This is a genomic window from Winogradskyella ludwigii, from assembly GCF_013403985.1.
GTDB classification, from domain to species: domain Bacteria; phylum Bacteroidota; class Bacteroidia; order Flavobacteriales; family Flavobacteriaceae; genus Winogradskyella; species Winogradskyella ludwigii.
Window position 1 is genome coordinate 217,229 of the sequence record NZ_JABFDF010000006.1, and the last position, 18,470, is coordinate 235,698.

Genomic DNA, 18,470 nt, shown 5'->3' on the forward strand with positions numbered 1-18,470 from the left:
TGTAATTGGTTTAAAATTTATATTGAATTTGAAAATTAAAATTACGATCTGGCATCGGTCTAAATGCCACGTTCTCGTATGCTGTATTAAATAGATTATTTACTTTTAAACTTACATCTATTTGCTGTGAATTAGTTTTTAATAGTTGATAGTTAACACCTGAATTACTTACTTCATAAGCATCTACACTAGAAAAAGGTCCTGATAAGTTATCTGTGGTGGTAAAAACTTCTCCTGTAAATAAATGTTGAAAAAAGAACGACATGCGTTTGTACGAGTAAGCCAAATTAATATTTGCTTTATGGTAAGGCACATAAATTAATTGCTTCTTAGATTCTAAATCTTCTGAAACTGTATAGGCGTAATTAGATTGTAATGAAAACTGATGTGCATTGATGTGCTTTGTAATATCTAAGCTGGCTTCAATACCATAATTCTGTGTTTTAGCAACGTTATCAGGACTCCAAAAGCCAGTATCGTTAGGTTGCCATTGTATAAGATCTGTGGTGTTTATATAAAAGGCATTAAGATTAAGTTTAGCATTTTTATATGTTATTTCTTGGCCTAAATCTACTTGATAAGAAGTTTCTGGTACCAAATCTAAATTACCTCCTTGTTGCCAGTACAAATCGTTAAATGTTGGCACACGGTAATTCTTAGAGCCATTCAACTTCAACTTATAATATTTTGAAACATCATAAGCCACATCAAAAGAGAACAACAGCGGACTCTCAAAACCAGACGTTACATCCTGTCTTAAATTAAAACCATACTCCCATTTATTATTTGGTTTATATTGAAGTAAGGCTGTCGTTGAAAATTCTTTTCGGTTGGGATTACCAAAACTGCTTCCGCTGCCTTGGTAATAATTATATGCCACTATTGGCTTCAATTTTAAATGCGATAACAGATCAATATCAGCAGTATAATTAATGAGATAGGTATTCACTTTACCAAACGTATAGTTCTCTGTATTTTTATTTCCAAAATATTTAAAATGCTCTTGTAAGTGCGCTACTTTTAATTTAGAAAACGCTTTATCTCCATTACGAGACCATTCTAGCATGGTTCTAAAGTTTTCATCGTCGTATTTAGCCAAAGACTGAGACGATACTGTTCCAGAAAATTCACGTTCTCCAACAAAATATTGATGATATAATTTTAAAACATCTTTATCAGACACAATGTAACCTAGATTTGCATTTACGCTACCATTAGTAAACGCTCCGTTTGTATTACGCTCATCGGTATTGAGGTATTTATAATCATTATCTGAGTCTAAATAATTCAGTCCAATATTTACAGAAAACTTTTCGTTGGCGTAAGATGATAAATAATTTACATTTTTAGTCTCATAACTTCCATAAGAAAGCGAAACCGTATTATTAAAATGATTCTTAAAATCTAATGTATTATTTAAATGAATACTACCACCAATGGCACCACTTCCATATTGCACAGATCCACCACCAGAACGGATAACAACACTATTAAAATTAGTAGTATTAATGGTATTAAAATCTGTTTGACCTGTGAGTTGAGAATTAATAGAAATCCCATTCCATATCACAGCAGTTTGAGACGCATTAGTCCCTCTAAATGATGGTGAAGACACCATACCATAACCATTTTCTTTAAAATAGAGCGTAGAATTAAAACGTAAAAGATCTGTGAACGAGCTTCTGTTTTTTTTAATTAGAGAATCATTAAGAACTGTAACCTTAAAACCTTTAGCATAACGTTGTAACTTCACATCACTCAACACAACTTCATCCAAGCGCTGAATAGAATCAGTGGACGTTTGTGCCATGGCAACGCTATAAAAACATAGCAATAAAAAAAAGAGTACTATACGTGTCATACTGCAATCACTTTTATCCCGAAAGTTTTACTTTATTGGTTAAAAATGGCAGGTCTCCTGACTCGTTCTTTGTTACATTACCTTCCCAGCAGATAAATACTAGTGGTTTTAAGAATGCAACAACTCTTTAAATGAGATGCTCAATAAAATTGAACATAAAACTTACAGTTGCGGGAACAGTTCTGGACTTGATATTAACAATCTCACCAGATTCCCTTTTAATCGACTTTTATTTAATTGAAGTCGAACCAAATTTCACGGCAAACTTAGCCTTTTAAATGCATCTAAAGGCTGATTTTTATCATTTTTTCTTATTCATTTTGTAGATAAGATAAATGAACCCAATTAAAAAATGTGCAATGATTATTCCTGCAACGATATATAATGTTAAATTTGAATCGCCTCTCATGGTAGAATTTTTATCAAAATTAAGGATAAGTTATCAATCTATAAGTTACAAATGTTACCAATGAAATTTCTTAAAATCGCACTACTACTTCTTATATTGAGTTCATGTAAAAATGAATCTAAAACAGAGAACAACTTAGCTCCTGAAACTAAAAAACTTGAATTAAAATATGCTGAAGGTTTTTCCGTAGATTACTACGATAATTTTAAAGTTTTAACCATTACAAAACCATGGCCAAAAGCTGAAAAATCGTATCAATACGTTATTATTTCTAAAGAAAATATGGCAAAAACCACATTTGCTAAAGACCAATACGATGCTATTATTGTAAATCCTATTGAAACTATTGTTGTAACATCTACAACTCATATTCCAGCATTAGAATTACTGAATGTAGAAGAAACCTTAATAGGCTTTCCTGGTACGGATTATGTGTCTTCAGAAAAAACGAGACAATTAATCGATGCTAAAAAGATTAGAGAACTTGGACAAAACCAAGGTATTAATACTGAAGTTTTGTTGGAATTAAATCCAGATGTTGTGGTTGGCTTTGGTGTAGATGGTGTAAACAAAACATTTGAAATTATTAAGAAAGCTAATATTCCTGTCATCTATAATGGAGATTGGGTTGAAAGTTCTGCGTTAGCAAAAGCAGAATGGATAAAGTTCTTTGGTGTTCTTTATAATAAAGAAAAAGAAGCCGATTCTATTTTTAATCAAATTGAAACTGATTATTTATCTGCAAAAGCAATTGCAAAACAAGCAAAAAATAGCCCATCTGTTTTAAGTGGTGCCATGCAAAAAGATATTTGGTATTTACCTAACGGCTCTAGTCCAGAAGCGCAATTCTTAAAAGATGCTAATGTTAATTACCTTTGGAACGACACCACTGGAAACGGAAGTTTATCATTAAGTTTTGAAACCGTTTTAGTCAAGGCCAAAGATGCTCAATTATGGTTGAGTCCTTCATATTATAGTAGCCTAGAACAATTAGAAGAAGCAAATTCACTTTACACTAATTTTGACGCCTTTAAAAACAAAGACATCTATACATTCGCTAATAAAACAGGAGCGACAGGCGGAGTTTTATATTACGAATTAGGAACTGCAAGACCCGATTTGGTTTTAAAAGACATCATAAAAATTGCACATCCAGAATTATTAATCGATTACGAACCTTACTTTTTTGAGAAATTAAAATAAGCTAACTCAGGTTTTATAAACGCATGAAAACCAATCATACCTATTCATTCATTGTATTAACAGCAATACTGCTGTTTTGTTTTGTACTTAATATTAGTTTAGGTTCTGTAGGTATTCCGTTTTCTGAAGTTTTTGACAGTTTATTCGGAACAGTTCAAAACAACACTTCGCAAATTATTATTACCAAAGTAAGATTACCAAAAGCCATTACAGCTATTATTGTTGGTTCTGGTTTGGGTATTTCCGGTCTATTAATGCAAACCTTATTTAGAAACCCTTTGGCTGGACCTTTTGTTTTAGGTATTAGTTCTGGAGCAAGTTTAGGTGTGGCTTTAGTTATTTTGGGTTCAGGGCTTTTTGGTGGCTTATTTGCAACCGCACTAATTACCAAATGGAGCATTGTTATCGCCTCAAGCTTAGGCAGTTTTATTGTCTTACTTGCTGTTTTAGCAGTTTCTAATAAAGTTAGAGATACTATGGCCATTCTAATTATTGGTTTAATGTTTGGCAGTATTACAGCAGCAGTAGTTAGTGTATTATCTTATTTCAGTTCTGCAGAACAATTACAACAATATATATTTTGGGGATTTGGAAGTCTAAGCAATTTATCTTGGTCAGATTTATTGATTTTCTTTAGTATATATGCTGTTGGACTTCTTTTAAGTATCGCCTCTATTAAAGGCTTAAATGGTTTATTACTTGGAGATAACTACGCTAAAAGTTTAGGTTTAAATTTGAAACAAAGCCGACTCATTATAATTTTAGCAACCAGTTTAATTGCAGGAACAATTACAGCTTTTGCTGGACCAATTGCTTTTATAGGATTAGCAATTCCGCACTTAACACGTCAGATATTTAAAACAACCAACCACAAAATATTATTGCCAGCTGTATTTTTATTTGGTGCGATAGTTATGCTTATTTGCGACACCATTGCACAAGTTCCGTATAGTGATTACATGTTACCAATTAATGCGATCACAGCTTTGGTTGGAGCTCCTGTTGTGATTTGGTTATTAGTGAGACAACGAAAAATGATGTTTTAAATGAAGAACGAAACATCACATATCATCCTAAAAGCAGAACAACTTTCTATTGGTTATAAAACGAAAAAGATTGAAACTGTTATTGCTTCAAACATTAATTTCGAATTACAAAAAGGACAATTAATTGGTTTAGTTGGAGCTAATGGTATCGGGAAGTCTACGTTATTACGTACTTTAATTAAAGTGCAGCCTGAATTATCAGGTGCAATCTCACTTAATAACAAAGACCTTAAATCAACGTCTACTTTAGAGCTTGCCAAACAACTCAGTATTGTTTTAACGGAGCCGTTAACCTCTAAAAATCTATCTGTTTTTGAACTCGTCGCTTTAGGTCGGCATCCTTATACCAACTGGATTGGAAACCTAACGGAAAATGATACTACAACTATAAACAACGCTTTAAGCCTTGTGAATATTTCAGAATTAAAAGACAAAAAGTGTTACGAGCTTAGTGATGGTCAGCTGCAAAAAGTAATGATTGCGCGTGCTTTAGCTCAAGATACAGCTATTATTGTTTTAGATGAACCTACTTCGCATCTCGATATGTATCATAAAGCCTACATTTTAAAACTACTTCAAAAATTAACCAAAGAAACAGGCAAAACCATCTTATTTTCTTCGCACGAAATTGATTTAGCGATTCAACTTTGCGACACTATGATTGTTATGACTAAAGGTCAAGTGGTTTGCGATAAACCTTGTCATTTAATTTCTAAAGGTGTTTTTAATTCCCTTTTCCCTAAAGACTTGATTGTTTTTGATGATAAAACGGGAAGCTTTAGAGTGACTAAATAGTTCACGATTGTAGTTTTTGTTTCATTTTCTATTTCAACTTTATTTTCAATATTAAAAATTATCTTTGATAAATATCCTTTTTCAAACTATGAACGACACCATCATTCTTTTAGTAACCATCCTCGTTTCCGCAGGAATTGGTGCTTTTATTGGACTTAAATTTTCGCAATTAAAAAGTAAAAGTGATAAAAGCACGCTTGAAGAACGCAATACCAATTTGCAACAGCAACTCGATGAATTTAAACGATTTTCTGAAGCCGAAAATCAAAAACAAAACCAGTATTTTAATCAATCGTTAACCGAGTTAAAAGAAAATATCTCTAAAATTGAAACTGATCGTGAAGCCATTAGAAGAGAAAAAGATTTTTTAAATGCTGAACTTTCAAGACGTAATACAGAATTTGAGAATTTACAACACCAGAACTTAAAACGTGACGAAGAGTTTGTTAAACAACAAGAGCAACTTCGCAAAGATTTTGAACTGATGGCTTCTAAGATTTTAGAAGAGAAATCCGAAAAATTTACACTTCAGAATAAAGAGAATATCAAAAACATTCTAAATCCGCTTGAAGAAAAGATAAAAACCTTTGAGAAAAAAGTAGATGATACACAGAAGGAAAGTATAAGCATGCATTCTGCTTTAAAAGAGCAATTATTGGGCTTAAAAGACCTTAATCAACAAATGACTAAAGAAGCCACTAATTTAACTAATGCTTTAAAAGGTGATAGTAAAATGCAAGGAAATTGGGGAGAATTGGTTTTAGAGCGTGTCTTAGAAAAATCTGGATTAGAAAAAGATCGTGAATATTTTGTACAACAAAATTTTCAGCGTGAAGATGGTTCTCGCGTATTGCCAGATGTGGTTTTACATCTTCCAGGTTCTAAGAAAATGATTATTGATTCTAAAGTGTCTTTAACAGATTACGAACGTATGGTTAATTCTGATGATACAGAAAGAGCCTCACATTTAAAAGCGCATGTAAATTCTATAAAAAGACATGTCGATCAATTATCTGCAAAAAACTATCAAGACTTATATGATATAGAATCGCCTGATTTTGTATTGATGTTTATTCCTATTGAGCCGGCTTTTGCTGTGGCTATTAATGAAGATAATTCATTATATAACAAAGCTTTTGAACAGAACATTGTTATTGTTACTCCTTCTACTCTTCTGGCTACTTTACGCACTATTGATAGTATGTGGAACAATGAAAAACAACAGCAAAATGCTCTTGAAATTGCGAAACAAGCAGGAGCACTTTACGATAAATTTGAAGGTTTAGTTACCGATTTAACTGGAGTCGGTAAAAAAATTGATGCTGCTAAAAGTGATTATTCATCTGCTATGAATAAATTAGTAGATGGCAAAGGAAATCTTATTTCACGTGTAGAAAAGATAAAAAAAATGGGAGCTAAAGCAAAAAAAGCACTTCCAGAAAGTATTATTAAACGTGCTACTGAAGACGATGTTTAAGCTTTAGTCGCGGCATTCACTCTAGTGAAGTATTCATTTATAGTCAGTTTTATGTGTTGTAGTTATTATGACAACTTATTCTGATCATTGTTAAATTATCACGTTTTTATGTGATAATTGCAAATATCACGTAAAAAAGCAATATATTTGATTATCGCTAAAATATGTGATATATGAAAACATGTATAATTACAGGAGATATTATAAAATCTAGAAGTCAACTAGATATAGCATCTTGGTTAACTACATTAAAACAAGCACTATCTTACCTCAATGCAAACGATGAGTACTGGGATATTTATCGTGGAGATAGTTTTCAGATAGAGTTAAAAGATGTATTTTCAGGTTTTATGGCTGCTGTCTATATAAAAGCTTGTATTAAAACCATACATGGTTTAGATGTAAGGCTGGCAATTGGTCTAGGAGATAAATCTTACAAAGGAGATAGCGTCAGTGAGTCTAGTGGAGCTGCGTATATATATTCTGGTGAGACTTTAGAAACTCTAAAAAAAGAAAAACAAAATTTAAGAATAAAAACGAGTAACCAACAAATTAACAAAGAGCTTAATCTATATTTTAGTCTCGCTCTTATAGCCATGGATAGATGGACCGTTAATTCTGCCGAAATTGTTAAGCTCTACATTGAGCAACCCAATGCGTTACAAAGTGAACTAGGCAAAATAATTGGCATCAATCAAAATGCAGTGAGCACAAGACAAAAACGCGCTTATTTAGAGGAAATCCTAGAGCTAGATAGCCTTTACAGAACAAAAATAGAAACGTTACTATGACTTTAATCCTCTTAAAACTTATTTTAGCGCATCTTATTGGAGACTTCTTTTTGCAGCCTTTAAAATGGGTTAAGCATAAAGAAAATAAAAAACTTAAGTCTGTTTGGCTTTATGTACATGTTGGTGTTCATATAGCGCTAATGTATTTATTAGTCTGGGATTTATCTTATACATCTTTAATTTTAAGTATTGGCCTTTCGCACCTTGTCATAGACGCTCTAAAACTCCAATTTCAATATAAGAAAACAAAACGCCTTTTCTTTTTTATAGATCAGTTCTTACATCTTATTTCTATTGTTGGATTAAGCGTTTTACTGTACGCTACAGATTTTAATTTCACATTACAATTCGATGCACCACTTCTATTATTGATTATCTGTGTGGCATTTTTAACCACACCAACATCCATTATAATGAAAATTATTTTTTCTAAATGGAACATTACAAAACTTACTAAAAATAATGAATCTTTAAAAGATGCAGGGAAATATATTGGTGTTTTAGAGCGCCTTTTAGTATTTATCTTTATTCTTGCAGGACATTGGGAAGCCGTTGGATTTTTGATCACTGCTAAATCTGTTTTTAGATTTGGAGATCTTACCGCTTCTAAAGAAAGAAAATTAACAGAATACATTTTAATAGGCACACTTATTAGCTTCGGAATAGCTGTAACTGTTAGTCTAATTTATTTAAATCTTACAAACTATGTTTAAAACCACAGAGGATTCTAGAATTCAAATTTCACAATTAATGAAACCATCTAATGCCAATTTTGGTGGAAAAATCCATGGTGGTTACATTCTAAGTTTAATGGATAATATTGCTTTTGCTTGTGCTTCTAAACATTCTAGAAGTTATTGTGTAACGGCCTCTGTAAATAAGGTTAACTTCTTAAACCCTATTGAAGTTGGCGAACTTGTAACCATGAAAGCTTCTGTTAATTATGTTGGAAAATCTTCTATGGTTGTTGGTATAAGAGTGGAATCTGAAAATATTAGAACGGGCGAAAAAAAACATTGTAATTCGTCTTATTTTATCATGGTTGCCGTTGACGAAGATGGTAATAAAGTCACTGTACCAGGTTTAATATTAACCAATAAATTGTCTGCAAAACGTTTTATTAAATCTATAATTAGACGCGAAAGTGACACTAAGCGAACTGAAGATTTAGAGAATCTTTACAAAAATGTAGAAAACCATCTTGAACAATTAAAAGATTATAACGTTAAAATTGATTTTAAATAAAAAAAGCCGTTTCATTTCTGAAACGGCTTTTTTCTTCTATTTGTAAAATGTTTTATTCTTTAATAAAGCGTTTAGTATGAGACATCTTTTCATTAGACATTTTAACAAGATATACACCTGTTTTCCAATGAGAAACATCAATTGACGTTTCTAAATGTGTGATTGTCGTTTTATGAATCTGCTTTCCTAAAATATCAAATACCTCAAGTGTCATATCTTTAGATGACTTCGGTATATTAACATTCAACTTATCTTTTGACGGATTAGGTGAAATGGTAAAGCTTTCTTCTTGAAAATAAATCTTCGAACTATCAACATTAGTTAAAACCTTAACTTCAGGATCTAACAACGTTGCGTGAACATTTGTCAAACAAAAAGCAAAAATTAAAATAAGACTAAGTAATGTTTTTTTCATATCAATTTCGACTCTAGTTATAGCTAAGTTAATAATTATTAACGAATACTAATTGTATTTCATCGAAAACCATGCCATTATCTACTCAAATACATTTTTCTTCTTGCGTATAAATCATAAAACTGATCGTCCTTTAAATTGTCTATAAATAAGATGCTTTCACCTGTACTTTTCATTTCAGGTCCTAATTGTTTATTTACATTAGGAAACTTATTAAATGAGAACACAGGTTGCTTAATTGCATAACCTTCTAACTGAGGATTAAAATTAAAATCAGTTACTTTTTTCTCTCCTAACATCACCTTAGTTGCATAATTTACGTAAGGTTCTTTATAAGCTTTTGCTATAAAAGGCACTGTACGAGATGCTCTTGGGTTGGCTTCAATGATGTAAACAATCTCATTTAATATCGCAAATTGAATATTAATTAAACCTACTGTATGAAGCGCTCTTGCAATAGTATGTGTATGATCTACTATTTGTTGCATTACCAAATCTCCTAAATTAAATGCTGGTAATAAGGCATTACTATCACCTGAGTGAATACCACAAGGTTCAATATGCTCCATGATTCCTATAATATAAACATTACCGTCTGCATCACAAATAGCATCTGCTTCTGCTTCTATTGCACCATCTAAATAATGATCTAATAATAATTTATTACCAGGAATAGATTTTAATAAATCAATAACATGAGATTCTAATTCATCTTTGTTAATCACAATCTTCATGCCTTGTCCTCCAAGTACGTAAGAAGGTCTAACCAATATAGGGAAATCTAAAACTTCTGCAATAGCTAAAGCTTCGTCTGCTGTTTCTGCAACATCAAACTCTGGATAAGGTATATTATGTTCTTTTAATATGTTTGAAAAGCTTCCTCTATCTTCTGCTAAATCGAGAGATTTAAAACTAGTTCCCATAATTTTAACTCCCCATTTCTCTAACTTCTCTGCGAGTTTTAAAGCCGTTTGCCCACCTAATTGAACAATAACTCCTTCTGGTTTTTCATGTTGAATAATATCATAGATATGCTCCCAGAATACAGGTTCAAAGTACAATTTATCTGCGATATCAAAATCTGTAGAAACCGTTTCTGGATTACAATTAATCATTATAGTCTCATAACCACATTCTGCAGCTGCCAAAACGCCATGAACACAACAGTAATCAAATTCAATACCTTGACCAATTCGGTTTGGACCAGAACCTAAAACAATGATTTTCTTTTTATCAGAAACCACACTTTCATTTTGTACATAAACGGTTCCGTCTGGTTTTTCTACTTCACTTTCAAACGTTGAATAATAATAAGGTGTTTGCGCTTTAAATTCTGCAGCACATGTATCTACTAATTTAAATACACGGTTTATATTAAAATCTCTTCGTTTCTTGTAAACTTGACTTTCTAAACAACCCAACATATGTGCTATTTGTCTATCGCCATAACCCTTTTGTTTTGCTTCGAGCAATAATTCGCGCTCTATACTATCAATTTTAAAGGTTGAAATTTCTTTTTGAAGTTGAAATAACTCTTCATATTGTCTTAAAAACCACATGTCTATTTTAGTGATTTCATGAATACGACTTAATGGAATTCCCATTGCAACCGCATCATAAATCACAAACACACGATCCCAACTTGCATTGGTTAATTTATCAATTACAGTATCATAATCCGTATACCCTTTTCCATCTGCGCCTAAACCATTTCTTTTTATTTCTAAAGATTGTGTTGCTTTGTGCAATGCTTCTTGAAAAGAACGTCCAATAGACATTACCTCACCTACGGCTTTCATCTGAAGTCCTAATGTACGATCTGAACCTTCGAATTTATCGAAATTCCAACGTGGAATTTTTACAACTACGTAATCTAAAGTAGGTTCAAATAATGCAGACGTGGATTTTGTAATCTGATTATTTAATTCATCTAAATGATAACCAATAGCCAATTTTGCCGCAATCTTGGCAATAGGATAACCTGTTGCTTTACTCGCTAATGCAGAAGAACGCGATACACGAGGATTAATTTCTATGGCAATAATATCTTCATCATTATCAGGACTTACAGCAAACTGTACGTTACAACCACCTGCAAAATCTCCAATACTTCGCATCATATGGATGGCCATATCACGCATTCTTTGTTGGGTTTTGTCAGATAATGTCATGGCAGGAGCAAGAGTAATAGAATCACCAGTATGAATTCCCATAGGATCCATATTTTCTATGGTACAGATAATAACAACATTGTCATTTCTATCTCTTAGCAATTCTAACTCATATTCTTTCCAACCAATTAAAGCCTTATCAATCATGACTTCATGAATTGGAGACACTTCTAAACCATTGGTTAATAGTTTGTCAAAATCTTCTTCCTTGTGCACAATTGCTGCACCATCACCTCCTAATGTAAAAGAGGCTCTAATTACTAAAGGAAATCCATATTCTTGAGCAATCTCTTTTCCTTTTAGAAAAGAATTAGCAGTGGCTTGAGGAGCCATTGGAATACCAATTTCTAACATTAACTCTCTAAACTTTTCTCTATCTTCTGTAATATTAATGGCGTCAATATCTACACCAATAATATCTACATTAAAATCTTTCCAAATTCCTTTTTCATCTGCTTCAATACATAAATTTAAAGCTGTTTGCCCTCCCATTGTAGGTAAAACAGCATCAATTTGCGGATGATCTTTTAAAATTTGAATAATAGATTTTGTATTCAATGGCAACAAATAAACATGATCTGCCATTGTAGGATCTGTCATTATTGTTGCAGGATTAGAGTTGATAAGTATAGTTTCTATTCCATCTTCTCTTAATGAGCGTAATGCTTGAGATCCTGAATAGTCGAATTCGCAGGCTTGACCAATTACAATAGGACCTGAACCGATAAGTAAAACTGATTTTATGTTGTTGTTTTTTGGCATGAGACGTTGTGTTTAGTGATTTTGCAAATGTGTTTCATAAGTCATTTGCTGATACAAAAATAGTTATCAATAAGATACAAAAAAAGGCGTTACACCTAAGTAACGCCCTAATATATTAACAATTGTTAATCATTATTTTTTATGTCTTGCTTCTGTAGATACAGATATTTTCTTTCTTCCTTTAGCCCTTCTACGTGCTAAAACTTTTCTTCCGTTAACAGAAGCCATTCTTTCTCTGAAACCGTGCTTATTCTTTCTTTTTCTCTTTGACGGTTGAAACGTTCTTTTTGGCATGTCTTATATTTTTATAAACTAATAATCTTTTTTGTGAAAATTGAGAGGTCTCTCAAAACTGCGTGCAAATATACAACAAGTTTTTACTTTACCAAGTCGCAAAAGAAAATATTTGAATAGAAATTTTACTCTTAGATTTTATTACCTTTGCGCTCTGCAAAAATACACAGAAATATGTTTCATAAGAATATAAAATTAGTTATTGCCGCTTTAATAATTGGATACGGCATATATCAATTCACTGAAGGTTATATAGGTAATGGTATAATGTACCTGTTACTTTCTACTATCTTTATCTTTTTCTACTTTAAAAATGAAATGATTTTATTAGCGTTCTTAAAGCTTAGGAAACAAGATTTTGTAGGCGCTAAAAAATGGTTAGACAAAATAAAAAATCCTGAAGGAGCTTTAGTAAAGAAACAACAAGGTTATTTAAACTACCTAAACGGTATTATGGTTTCTCAAACTAACATGAATGAAGCTGAAGCGTATTTTAAAAAGGCGATTAGCTTAGGTCTATCTATGGATCATGATATGGCAATGGCAAAATTAAATTTAGCTGGAATTGCTTTTTCTAAACGTAAGAAGCCTGAAGCTCAAAAACTTTTAGCAGAAGCGCAACAATTGGATAAAAGAGATATGCTTGCTGATCAAATTAAAATGATGAAGCAACAAATGAAAAAAGCCGCTATTCCAAAACAACAATACGGACAGCCAACATCTTCTAGACAAAATCGTAGAAGTAGACGATAAGTCTTTTACTTCGATAGCTTCTTAGAAAATATAGGCTGAAAGTTGATAAATAAAATTGTTGTTACAAACAATATAGGCAAATACCATGTGTTTTGCATTAAATCTATATAATCTAAGCGACCTTCCGAAAAGCTTAAAATCATTAATACTTGAGCTCCGTAAGGTAATATACCTTGAGTAATACAGGCAAATATATCTAATATTGATGCTGTTTTTCTTTTCGTTAAACCGTACTCATCATTTATCGTTTTAGCTATTGAACCCGATATAATTATAGATACCGTGTTATTAGCAATAGCCATGTTTATAGTACTTACTAAAGCTGCGATACCAAATTGAGCAGACCTTTTGCTTTTAATAAGAACTTTAATTTTATTTAGAATATAGTCTATACCTCCATTTCTCTCTACTAAAGCAGCCAAACCACCAGTTAATAAAGACAGTAAGAAAATTTCTGTCATATTTGTAAAACCTGTGTATGCAATTCTTGTAGACTCCATTATTGTAAAATCCCCATCGAAAACACCTAGAATTACAGCTGAAATAATTCCAAAAAATAGTGTTACAAATACATTTACACCTACTACAGACAGGAAAATCACTAGTATATAAGGAACGATTTTCATGACTGAATACTCGTAATTACCAGCTTCTAAAACATTAGAACTTAGATCTAGACCTTGTACTGTTAAAATAACCAAAGTTATTAAGGCAGCAGGAAGCGCTATTTTAATATTCTCTTTAAATTTATCACTCATTTTACAATCTAAAGACTGCGTTGCTGCAATAGTTGTATCTGATATTATGGATAAATTATCGCCAAACATAGATCCACCTAATAAAGCACCACAAAGCACTCCTAAAGATATATCACCTTGTCCTGAAAACCCAACTACAATTGGTGCAAGCGTTACAATAGCGCCAACGGAAGTCCCTGTTGAGATGGATAAAAAGGCGGCTATTAGAAAAACACCTAAATAAATATACTGAATAGCAATATAGTCCATACCTAGATTAACAATAGCATCTACACTTCCTGTAGATTTGGTAATAGCAGCAAAAGCACCTGCTAACAAATAAATTAGACACATGGTTAGTATTTTACTGTCTCCACAACCTTTTAAAAGTATTGCTATCTTATCATTAATAGATTGTTTAAAAATTAGAAAAGCAACGACAATACCAACAATAACTGCTATTGGAGCGGGTAATAAGTAAAAATCATCTTTATAAATACCGATGCCTAAAAAGGTAATTACAAAAACTAATAATGGGATTAATGCCGTAAAATTTGATGTAGACTTTTTCATTCTTTTATGTCTTAAAAAGAAGGCAGAAAGCAAATAAGAAAGAAAAACTAGATTAACATTTTTTCCAAAATATTGGCTTATCCTTTTAGCACCTTGCTTGTTAATGCAGGTTGCTATCTCCTTTTGAGATTCTTGATAATTTATTTTAAGTCGGCAAAGATATTAATATAATTAAACCTGATTTAAACTTTAACTCATTATTATAATATGAAATAATAGGTATAGTTAATTACAGCAAAGGAGCCATAAGACGTGCTGTAGATTCAATAAGTTTTGTGCGTTTAGATCGCTGTTGCCAAGATTTTAAATCTAGCTTTTCACAATCTTTTAAATCATCGTTAAAGAAAGTTGTGAGCTCACTACCAATCTTCTTGTTGTAGATCAATGCATTCACTTCAAAGTTAATATTGAAACTTCTATAATCCATATTCGTGGTTCCAACCGTACTAAAAACACCATCAACCACCATTGTTTTAGCATGTATAAACCCTTTTGTGTAATGGTATACCTCTACTCCTGCTTCTAAAAGCATTTCTAAATAAGAATTAGTCGCATATTCTGCAATCCAAGAATCAGACGTTTTTGGTACAATAATCTTTACGGTAATATTACTTCTGGCTATAACTTGAAGTGCTGTAAGAATCTCAGGATTAGGAATAAAATAAGGAGTTGTAATATATACGTGATCTTCAGCATTAGTAATTGCTACAAAAATAGCCTCCATTATGTTAGACCAATCCGTATCTGGACCACTTGCTGCAATTTGAAGTGGTACATTTTCTTTATAATCATGATCTGGAAAATATGTTTTAGCAATTTCTAACTCACCATCGCTTACAAAATCCCAAGTGGTAAAAAATAAGATTTGTAAAGGCTTTACAGCTTCGCCAACAATACGAATATGTGTATCTCTCCAATAGCGATCATTATTAGCATTAACATAACTATCTGAAACATTAATTCCGCCAACGTAACCTATCTTTCCGTCAATAACAACGATTTTACGGTGATTACGATAATTCATTTTACCTGTTAAATTAGAAAACCGAACAGGCATAAAAGGAAACATTTCAATTCCGCAATCCTTAAGTTTCTTTTTCATTTGAGACGAAATAGAACTTCCAACATCATCAATAGCTATTCTAACTTCTAATCCTGATTTGGCTTTTTTACACAAAAGGTTGAGTAATTCTGTGCCTATCTTATCATCTTTTATTATAAAATATTCGAGATGAATATGTGTTTTTGCTTCTTCTATATCTTTAAATAACAGCTTAAACTTATCATCACCATTCTTGATCAGTGTAACCTTATTGTTTATGGTAAGTTTCGATTTTTCACTATTGTATAATAAAGGTATGAGTTTCGATTTTTGATCCAGTAACTCATCAACCTCATTAATTTCCTTGGTATCAAGTTCTAACTGAGATTGAATCTTTTTTACAATCGATTGATTTAAAACATTTTTTCGGCTAAAAAGTTTAGTTTTTCGATATTCTTGTCCAAAAAGATAATAGACAATTAAACCCAAAAAGGGCAAAGCTAACAAACCAATAATATAACTTAATGCTTTTGTTGGATTGAGTTTTTTATGCAGAATAGTTAAAACCGCCGATAATGCAATCACATAATTGAAAAAAATTAAGATTTGCCAAAAATGGTTTTTTACATATTCCAAAACTTAAGGTTTAGCGTTATAAAATCCTTTTTCTGGAATTTCTATAGCATAAGATTTTCTCGATTTGTTATTTAAATGAGATTCTCTTAACCATGGGTTATGACGTTTTAGAATTTTATAGTTAATTCCGAAGTTTTTAGCAAACTGAGCAAAATCGGTTACAGCAGTATCCACTTTTACTTTATATGTTGGCACAGCTTTATATAAATGGCTTTTATTAAAATTGAATCCGTATTTATCAGGATTAGAAAGTATTTCTTTCAAAGCTACAATTCTAAATACATAACGCCCTGTTTCTTCTCCTAATAACAAATCGTAATAGCCATTAACATCTTGTTCTTTTAATCGTCTTGACACTCCTGCATTTCCTGCGTTGTATGCTGCAGCTGCTTTAGTCCATGATCCTAAATTGTTCTTTGCTTTTATCAAATAATCACAAGCTACTTCTGTTGCTTTTTCTAAATTATAACGTTCATCTACATTAGAGTTAACTTCCAACCCGTTTTCTCGTCCTGTTGCAGACATAATTTGCCAAACACCACTTGCGCCTGCTGGAGATTTTGCAGTTTGTACCAATCCACTTTCTATAACAGCTAAGTATTTAAAATCGTCAGGAACACCGTTTTTCTTTAATATAGGTTCTATAATCGGAAAATATTTTTGAGCTCTCTTAAACATTAAAAGTCCATTAGATTGCCAATAGGTATTTACTAACAATTCTCTATCCATGCGCTCATAGATATCTGGATCTTCTACAGGAACCAATTCACCTGCAAAGTTTAAATTTTCAGGCATTTCTAAAGCATAAACATTGTAACTATTTACAATAGGATCTTCTTTTCCTAACAAATGATCAGGAGTCGCTTTATCATCTGGTGATTTTTGCATTGAGAAAATAAATAAGCCTGATATACAAACAACACCTATTAACGCTAAACTATTTTTTATAATTTTCATATGTAGTTTTTTAATTTTATCCCAATAGCAATTGAGAAATACGTGATTTTAACTTAATAAGTAACAAGTTTTTAACACGTATACTTTATAACTTTTCTTTTTTATAAATGTAAGCAAACTAATAATACGATTCAACTTCAGCCCGTAATAAGTTTTGCCAAATTTTCGTTAAACCATTTATATTTATTAATAATCATGATGTGTGTACCACCTTTAATAACAATACAATTTCCGCCACAAGAATTATTAAAAACAACATCATTATCTCCATGGATATAAACAGCATCAGGATGTGCTTCTTCTTGATCCCAACAAACCACTTGTTCTATCGCCCAATCTAAATAAGATTTATCATTTACAGAAAGATACTTTTTATATAAATCTACACGCTTTTTAATCGTTTCACCAAATGCGTATTTAGCTAATAAATCGATATTACTAACCAATTGCGTTGGTAAAACCTTGTACGCTTTAGTTACTTTTAATAGTTTTAATCGTTTTGGTAACTCGTGGTGAGACTTAACACTAGAAACTACAATTAACTTTTTTAGGTTGAGAAACTTACTCATTTCTTGCACCAAAATCCCTCCAAAAGATACACCTAACAATACCGAATTATCATGCTCTATAAACTTACACATACGTTGAGCGTATTCTTCTAAGGTTTCGTTTTTTGTAGGAATTTGCCATTCTAACCAATGAATTTCATACTCCTCTTCTGGTAATTTAATATATTCAAATATCGAAGGGTTTGCTGCCATACCAGGCATTAAATAAACATGGATTATTTTAGAATTCATAGGACGAAAATCTATTTATTTGGAACGACTTAATTAATTACAATTTAAGGTTTTAACAGCGACAATCTAAAACATTGCTCGATTTTTTGTACTTTTGCACAGCAAAACTATATAATTTATAGTATCTACACGCCAACCGCTGAATTTAATAACAAGAAATTATGACAGAAACTGCTGAATTAATTGACAATGACTTCCTGCGTCAATTTGAATTAAATGTTGAGAACGAAATGGCTATTATTGAATATTCTTTACAAGAACGAAAGATATTCTTAACAAAAATGATTATCCCAGATGCTTTAAGGACAGACGAATTTGAATTAGAATTTATTGACTTGGTTTTTTCAAACATAAAAGAACGAAATATTAGTGTTGTACCAACAAGTCCTGAAATTGCTAAGTTTGTAAGACGAAATAGAAAATATAAACGTATGCTTCCAGTAGGTATCCGAATATAACATGAGAAATCTATTCCATAAAAAAACCGAAACTTTAAAAGTTTC

At 31.7% G+C, this 18,470-nt stretch carries 17 protein-coding genes and 2 riboswitches; of the genes, 9 read left to right on the top strand and 8 right to left on the bottom strand.

From position 1 onward, the window contains the following. Window positions 1-10 precede the first annotated feature (10 nt). Window positions 11-1,810, bottom strand: coding sequence for a TonB-dependent receptor plug domain-containing protein (locus tag HM981_RS14805; RefSeq protein WP_246286291.1), 1,800 nt, complete (start codon window positions 1,808-1,810; stop codon window positions 11-13). Between the two features lie 81 nt (window positions 1,811-1,891). Further along, window positions 1,892-2,129: riboswitch (cobalamin riboswitch) on the bottom strand. A gap of 201 nt (window positions 2,130-2,330) precedes the next feature. On the opposite strand from HM981_RS14805, the gene HM981_RS14810 reads away from it, so the two are divergent. The 7 genes from HM981_RS14810 to HM981_RS14840 all read left to right on the top strand — a co-directional run bounded on the left by HM981_RS14810 (window position 2,331) and on the right by HM981_RS14840 (window position 8,827). Continuing rightward, entirely contained in the window at window positions 2,331-3,473 is a 1,143-nt protein-coding gene (locus HM981_RS14810) for an ABC transporter substrate-binding protein (protein ID WP_317167180.1), read from the top strand. Window positions 3,474-3,496: 23 nt separating this feature from the next. Continuing rightward, window positions 3,497-4,519 carry a FecCD family ABC transporter permease gene (locus HM981_RS14815; RefSeq protein ID WP_179339582.1) on the top strand — a complete coding sequence of 341 codons (1,023 nt, stop codon included), beginning with the start codon at window positions 3,497-3,499 and terminating at the stop codon, window positions 4,517-4,519. Then, a complete protein-coding gene (locus HM981_RS14820) occupies window positions 4,520-5,314 on the top strand; it encodes an ABC transporter ATP-binding protein (RefSeq protein WP_179339583.1) in 795 nt (264 codons plus the stop codon). Between the two features lie 88 nt (window positions 5,315-5,402). Next, on the top strand, window positions 5,403-6,791 hold the full coding sequence (gene rmuC / locus HM981_RS14825; RefSeq protein WP_179339584.1) for a DNA recombination protein RmuC: 1,389 nt from the start codon (window positions 5,403-5,405) through the stop codon (window positions 6,789-6,791). Window positions 6,792-6,964: 173 nt separating this feature from the next. Continuing rightward, window positions 6,965-7,582 carry a transcriptional regulator gene (locus HM981_RS14830; RefSeq protein WP_179339585.1) on the top strand — a complete coding sequence of 206 codons (618 nt, stop codon included), beginning with the start codon at window positions 6,965-6,967 and terminating at the stop codon, window positions 7,580-7,582. Beyond that, window positions 7,579-8,295 (top strand): DUF3307 domain-containing protein, encoded by a 717-nt coding sequence (locus HM981_RS14835; protein ID WP_179339586.1) that lies wholly within the window; start codon window positions 7,579-7,581, stop codon window positions 8,293-8,295. Before HM981_RS14830 ends, HM981_RS14835 begins: the two co-directional genes overlap by 4 nt. Next, window positions 8,288-8,827 carry an acyl-CoA thioesterase gene (locus tag HM981_RS14840; protein WP_179339587.1) on the top strand — a complete coding sequence of 180 codons (540 nt, stop codon included), beginning with the start codon at window positions 8,288-8,290 and terminating at the stop codon, window positions 8,825-8,827. Before HM981_RS14835 ends, HM981_RS14840 begins: the two co-directional genes overlap by 8 nt. A 52-nt stretch (window positions 8,828-8,879) precedes the next feature. On the opposite strand, the gene HM981_RS14845 is transcribed toward HM981_RS14840, so the two are convergent. From HM981_RS14845 to rpmH, 3 genes are all read right to left on the bottom strand, one after another. After that, a complete protein-coding gene (locus HM981_RS14845) occupies window positions 8,880-9,242 on the bottom strand; it encodes a T9SS type A sorting domain-containing protein (RefSeq protein WP_179339588.1) in 363 nt (120 codons plus the stop codon). Between the two features lie 77 nt (window positions 9,243-9,319). Next, window positions 9,320-12,175 (bottom strand): carbamoyl-phosphate synthase large subunit, encoded by a 2,856-nt coding sequence (gene carB, locus HM981_RS14850; RefSeq protein ID WP_179339589.1) that lies wholly within the window; start codon window positions 12,173-12,175, stop codon window positions 9,320-9,322. A 132-nt stretch (window positions 12,176-12,307) separates the two neighbouring features. Continuing rightward, window positions 12,308-12,469, bottom strand: a complete 162-nt coding sequence (gene rpmH, locus HM981_RS14855) for a 50S ribosomal protein L34 (RefSeq protein WP_179339590.1) — start codon at window positions 12,467-12,469, stop codon at window positions 12,308-12,310. A 174-nt stretch (window positions 12,470-12,643) separates the two neighbouring features. Here rpmH and HM981_RS14860 point away from each other — a divergent pair, with 174 nt between their 5' ends. Continuing rightward, complete coding sequence (locus HM981_RS14860; RefSeq protein WP_179339591.1) at window positions 12,644-13,222, top strand: tetratricopeptide repeat protein; 579 nt, start codon at window positions 12,644-12,646, stop codon at window positions 13,220-13,222. 5 nt (window positions 13,223-13,227) lie between these two features. On the opposite strand, the gene HM981_RS14865 is transcribed toward HM981_RS14860, so the two are convergent. The 4 genes from HM981_RS14865 to HM981_RS14880 form a co-directional block, all read right to left on the bottom strand. Continuing rightward, on the bottom strand, window positions 13,228-14,532 hold the full coding sequence (locus tag HM981_RS14865) for a Na+/H+ antiporter NhaC family protein (protein ID WP_179339592.1): 1,305 nt from the start codon (window positions 14,530-14,532) through the stop codon (window positions 13,228-13,230). A 48-nt stretch (window positions 14,533-14,580) separates the two neighbouring features. Then, window positions 14,581-14,676: riboswitch (SAM-I-IV-variant riboswitch) on the bottom strand. Between the two features lie 85 nt (window positions 14,677-14,761). Further along, a complete protein-coding gene (cls, locus tag HM981_RS14870; RefSeq protein WP_179339593.1) occupies window positions 14,762-16,210 on the bottom strand; it encodes a cardiolipin synthase in 1,449 nt (482 codons plus the stop codon). Window positions 16,211-16,213: 3 nt separating this feature from the next. Then, window positions 16,214-17,167, bottom strand: a complete 954-nt coding sequence (locus HM981_RS14875; RefSeq protein ID WP_179339594.1) for a lytic transglycosylase domain-containing protein — start codon at window positions 17,165-17,167, stop codon at window positions 16,214-16,216. Between the two features lie 137 nt (window positions 17,168-17,304). Further along, entirely contained in the window at window positions 17,305-17,967 is a 663-nt protein-coding gene (locus tag HM981_RS14880; protein WP_179339595.1) for an alpha/beta hydrolase, read from the bottom strand. Window positions 17,968-18,128: 161 nt separating this feature from the next. Here HM981_RS14880 and HM981_RS14885 point away from each other — a divergent pair, with 161 nt between their 5' ends. Then, a complete protein-coding gene (locus tag HM981_RS14885) occupies window positions 18,129-18,425 on the top strand; it encodes an N-acetyltransferase (RefSeq protein WP_179339596.1) in 297 nt (98 codons plus the stop codon). The last annotated feature ends 45 nt before the right edge of the window (window positions 18,426-18,470 follow it).

Coding starts and splice junctions, on each gene's coding strand:
- rpmH (WP_179339590.1), bottom strand. CDS start 12,469: ATGCCAAAAAGAACGTTTCAACCGTCAAAGAGAAAAAGAAAGAATAAG.
- rmuC (WP_179339584.1), top strand. CDS start 5,403: ATGAACGACACCATCATTCTTTTAGTAACCATCCTCGTTTCCGCAGGA.
- HM981_RS14860 (WP_179339591.1), top strand. CDS start 12,644: ATGTTTCATAAGAATATAAAATTAGTTATTGCCGCTTTAATAATTGGA.
- HM981_RS14880 (WP_179339595.1), bottom strand. CDS start 17,967: ATGAATTCTAAAATAATCCATGTTTATTTAATGCCTGGTATGGCAGCA.
- HM981_RS14820 (WP_179339583.1), top strand. CDS start 4,520: ATGAAGAACGAAACATCACATATCATCCTAAAAGCAGAACAACTTTCT.
- HM981_RS14845 (WP_179339588.1), bottom strand. CDS start 9,242: ATGAAAAAAACATTACTTAGTCTTATTTTAATTTTTGCTTTTTGTTTG.
- HM981_RS14885 (WP_179339596.1), top strand. CDS start 18,129: ATGACAGAAACTGCTGAATTAATTGACAATGACTTCCTGCGTCAATTT.
- HM981_RS14810 (WP_317167180.1), top strand. CDS start 2,331: ATGAAATTTCTTAAAATCGCACTACTACTTCTTATATTGAGTTCATGT.
- HM981_RS14830 (WP_179339585.1), top strand. CDS start 6,965: ATGAAAACATGTATAATTACAGGAGATATTATAAAATCTAGAAGTCAA.
- HM981_RS14815 (WP_179339582.1), top strand. CDS start 3,497: ATGAAAACCAATCATACCTATTCATTCATTGTATTAACAGCAATACTG.
- HM981_RS14865 (WP_179339592.1), bottom strand. CDS start 14,532: ATGAAAAAGTCTACATCAAATTTTACGGCATTAATCCCATTATTAGTT.
- carB (WP_179339589.1), bottom strand. CDS start 12,175: ATGCCAAAAAACAACAACATAAAATCAGTTTTACTTATCGGTTCAGGT.
- HM981_RS14805 (WP_246286291.1), bottom strand. CDS start 1,810: ATGGCACAAACGTCCACTGATTCTATTCAGCGCTTGGATGAAGTTGTG.
- HM981_RS14840 (WP_179339587.1), top strand. CDS start 8,288: ATGTTTAAAACCACAGAGGATTCTAGAATTCAAATTTCACAATTAATG.
- HM981_RS14835 (WP_179339586.1), top strand. CDS start 7,579: ATGACTTTAATCCTCTTAAAACTTATTTTAGCGCATCTTATTGGAGAC.
- HM981_RS14875 (WP_179339594.1), bottom strand. CDS start 17,167: ATGAAAATTATAAAAAATAGTTTAGCGTTAATAGGTGTTGTTTGTATA.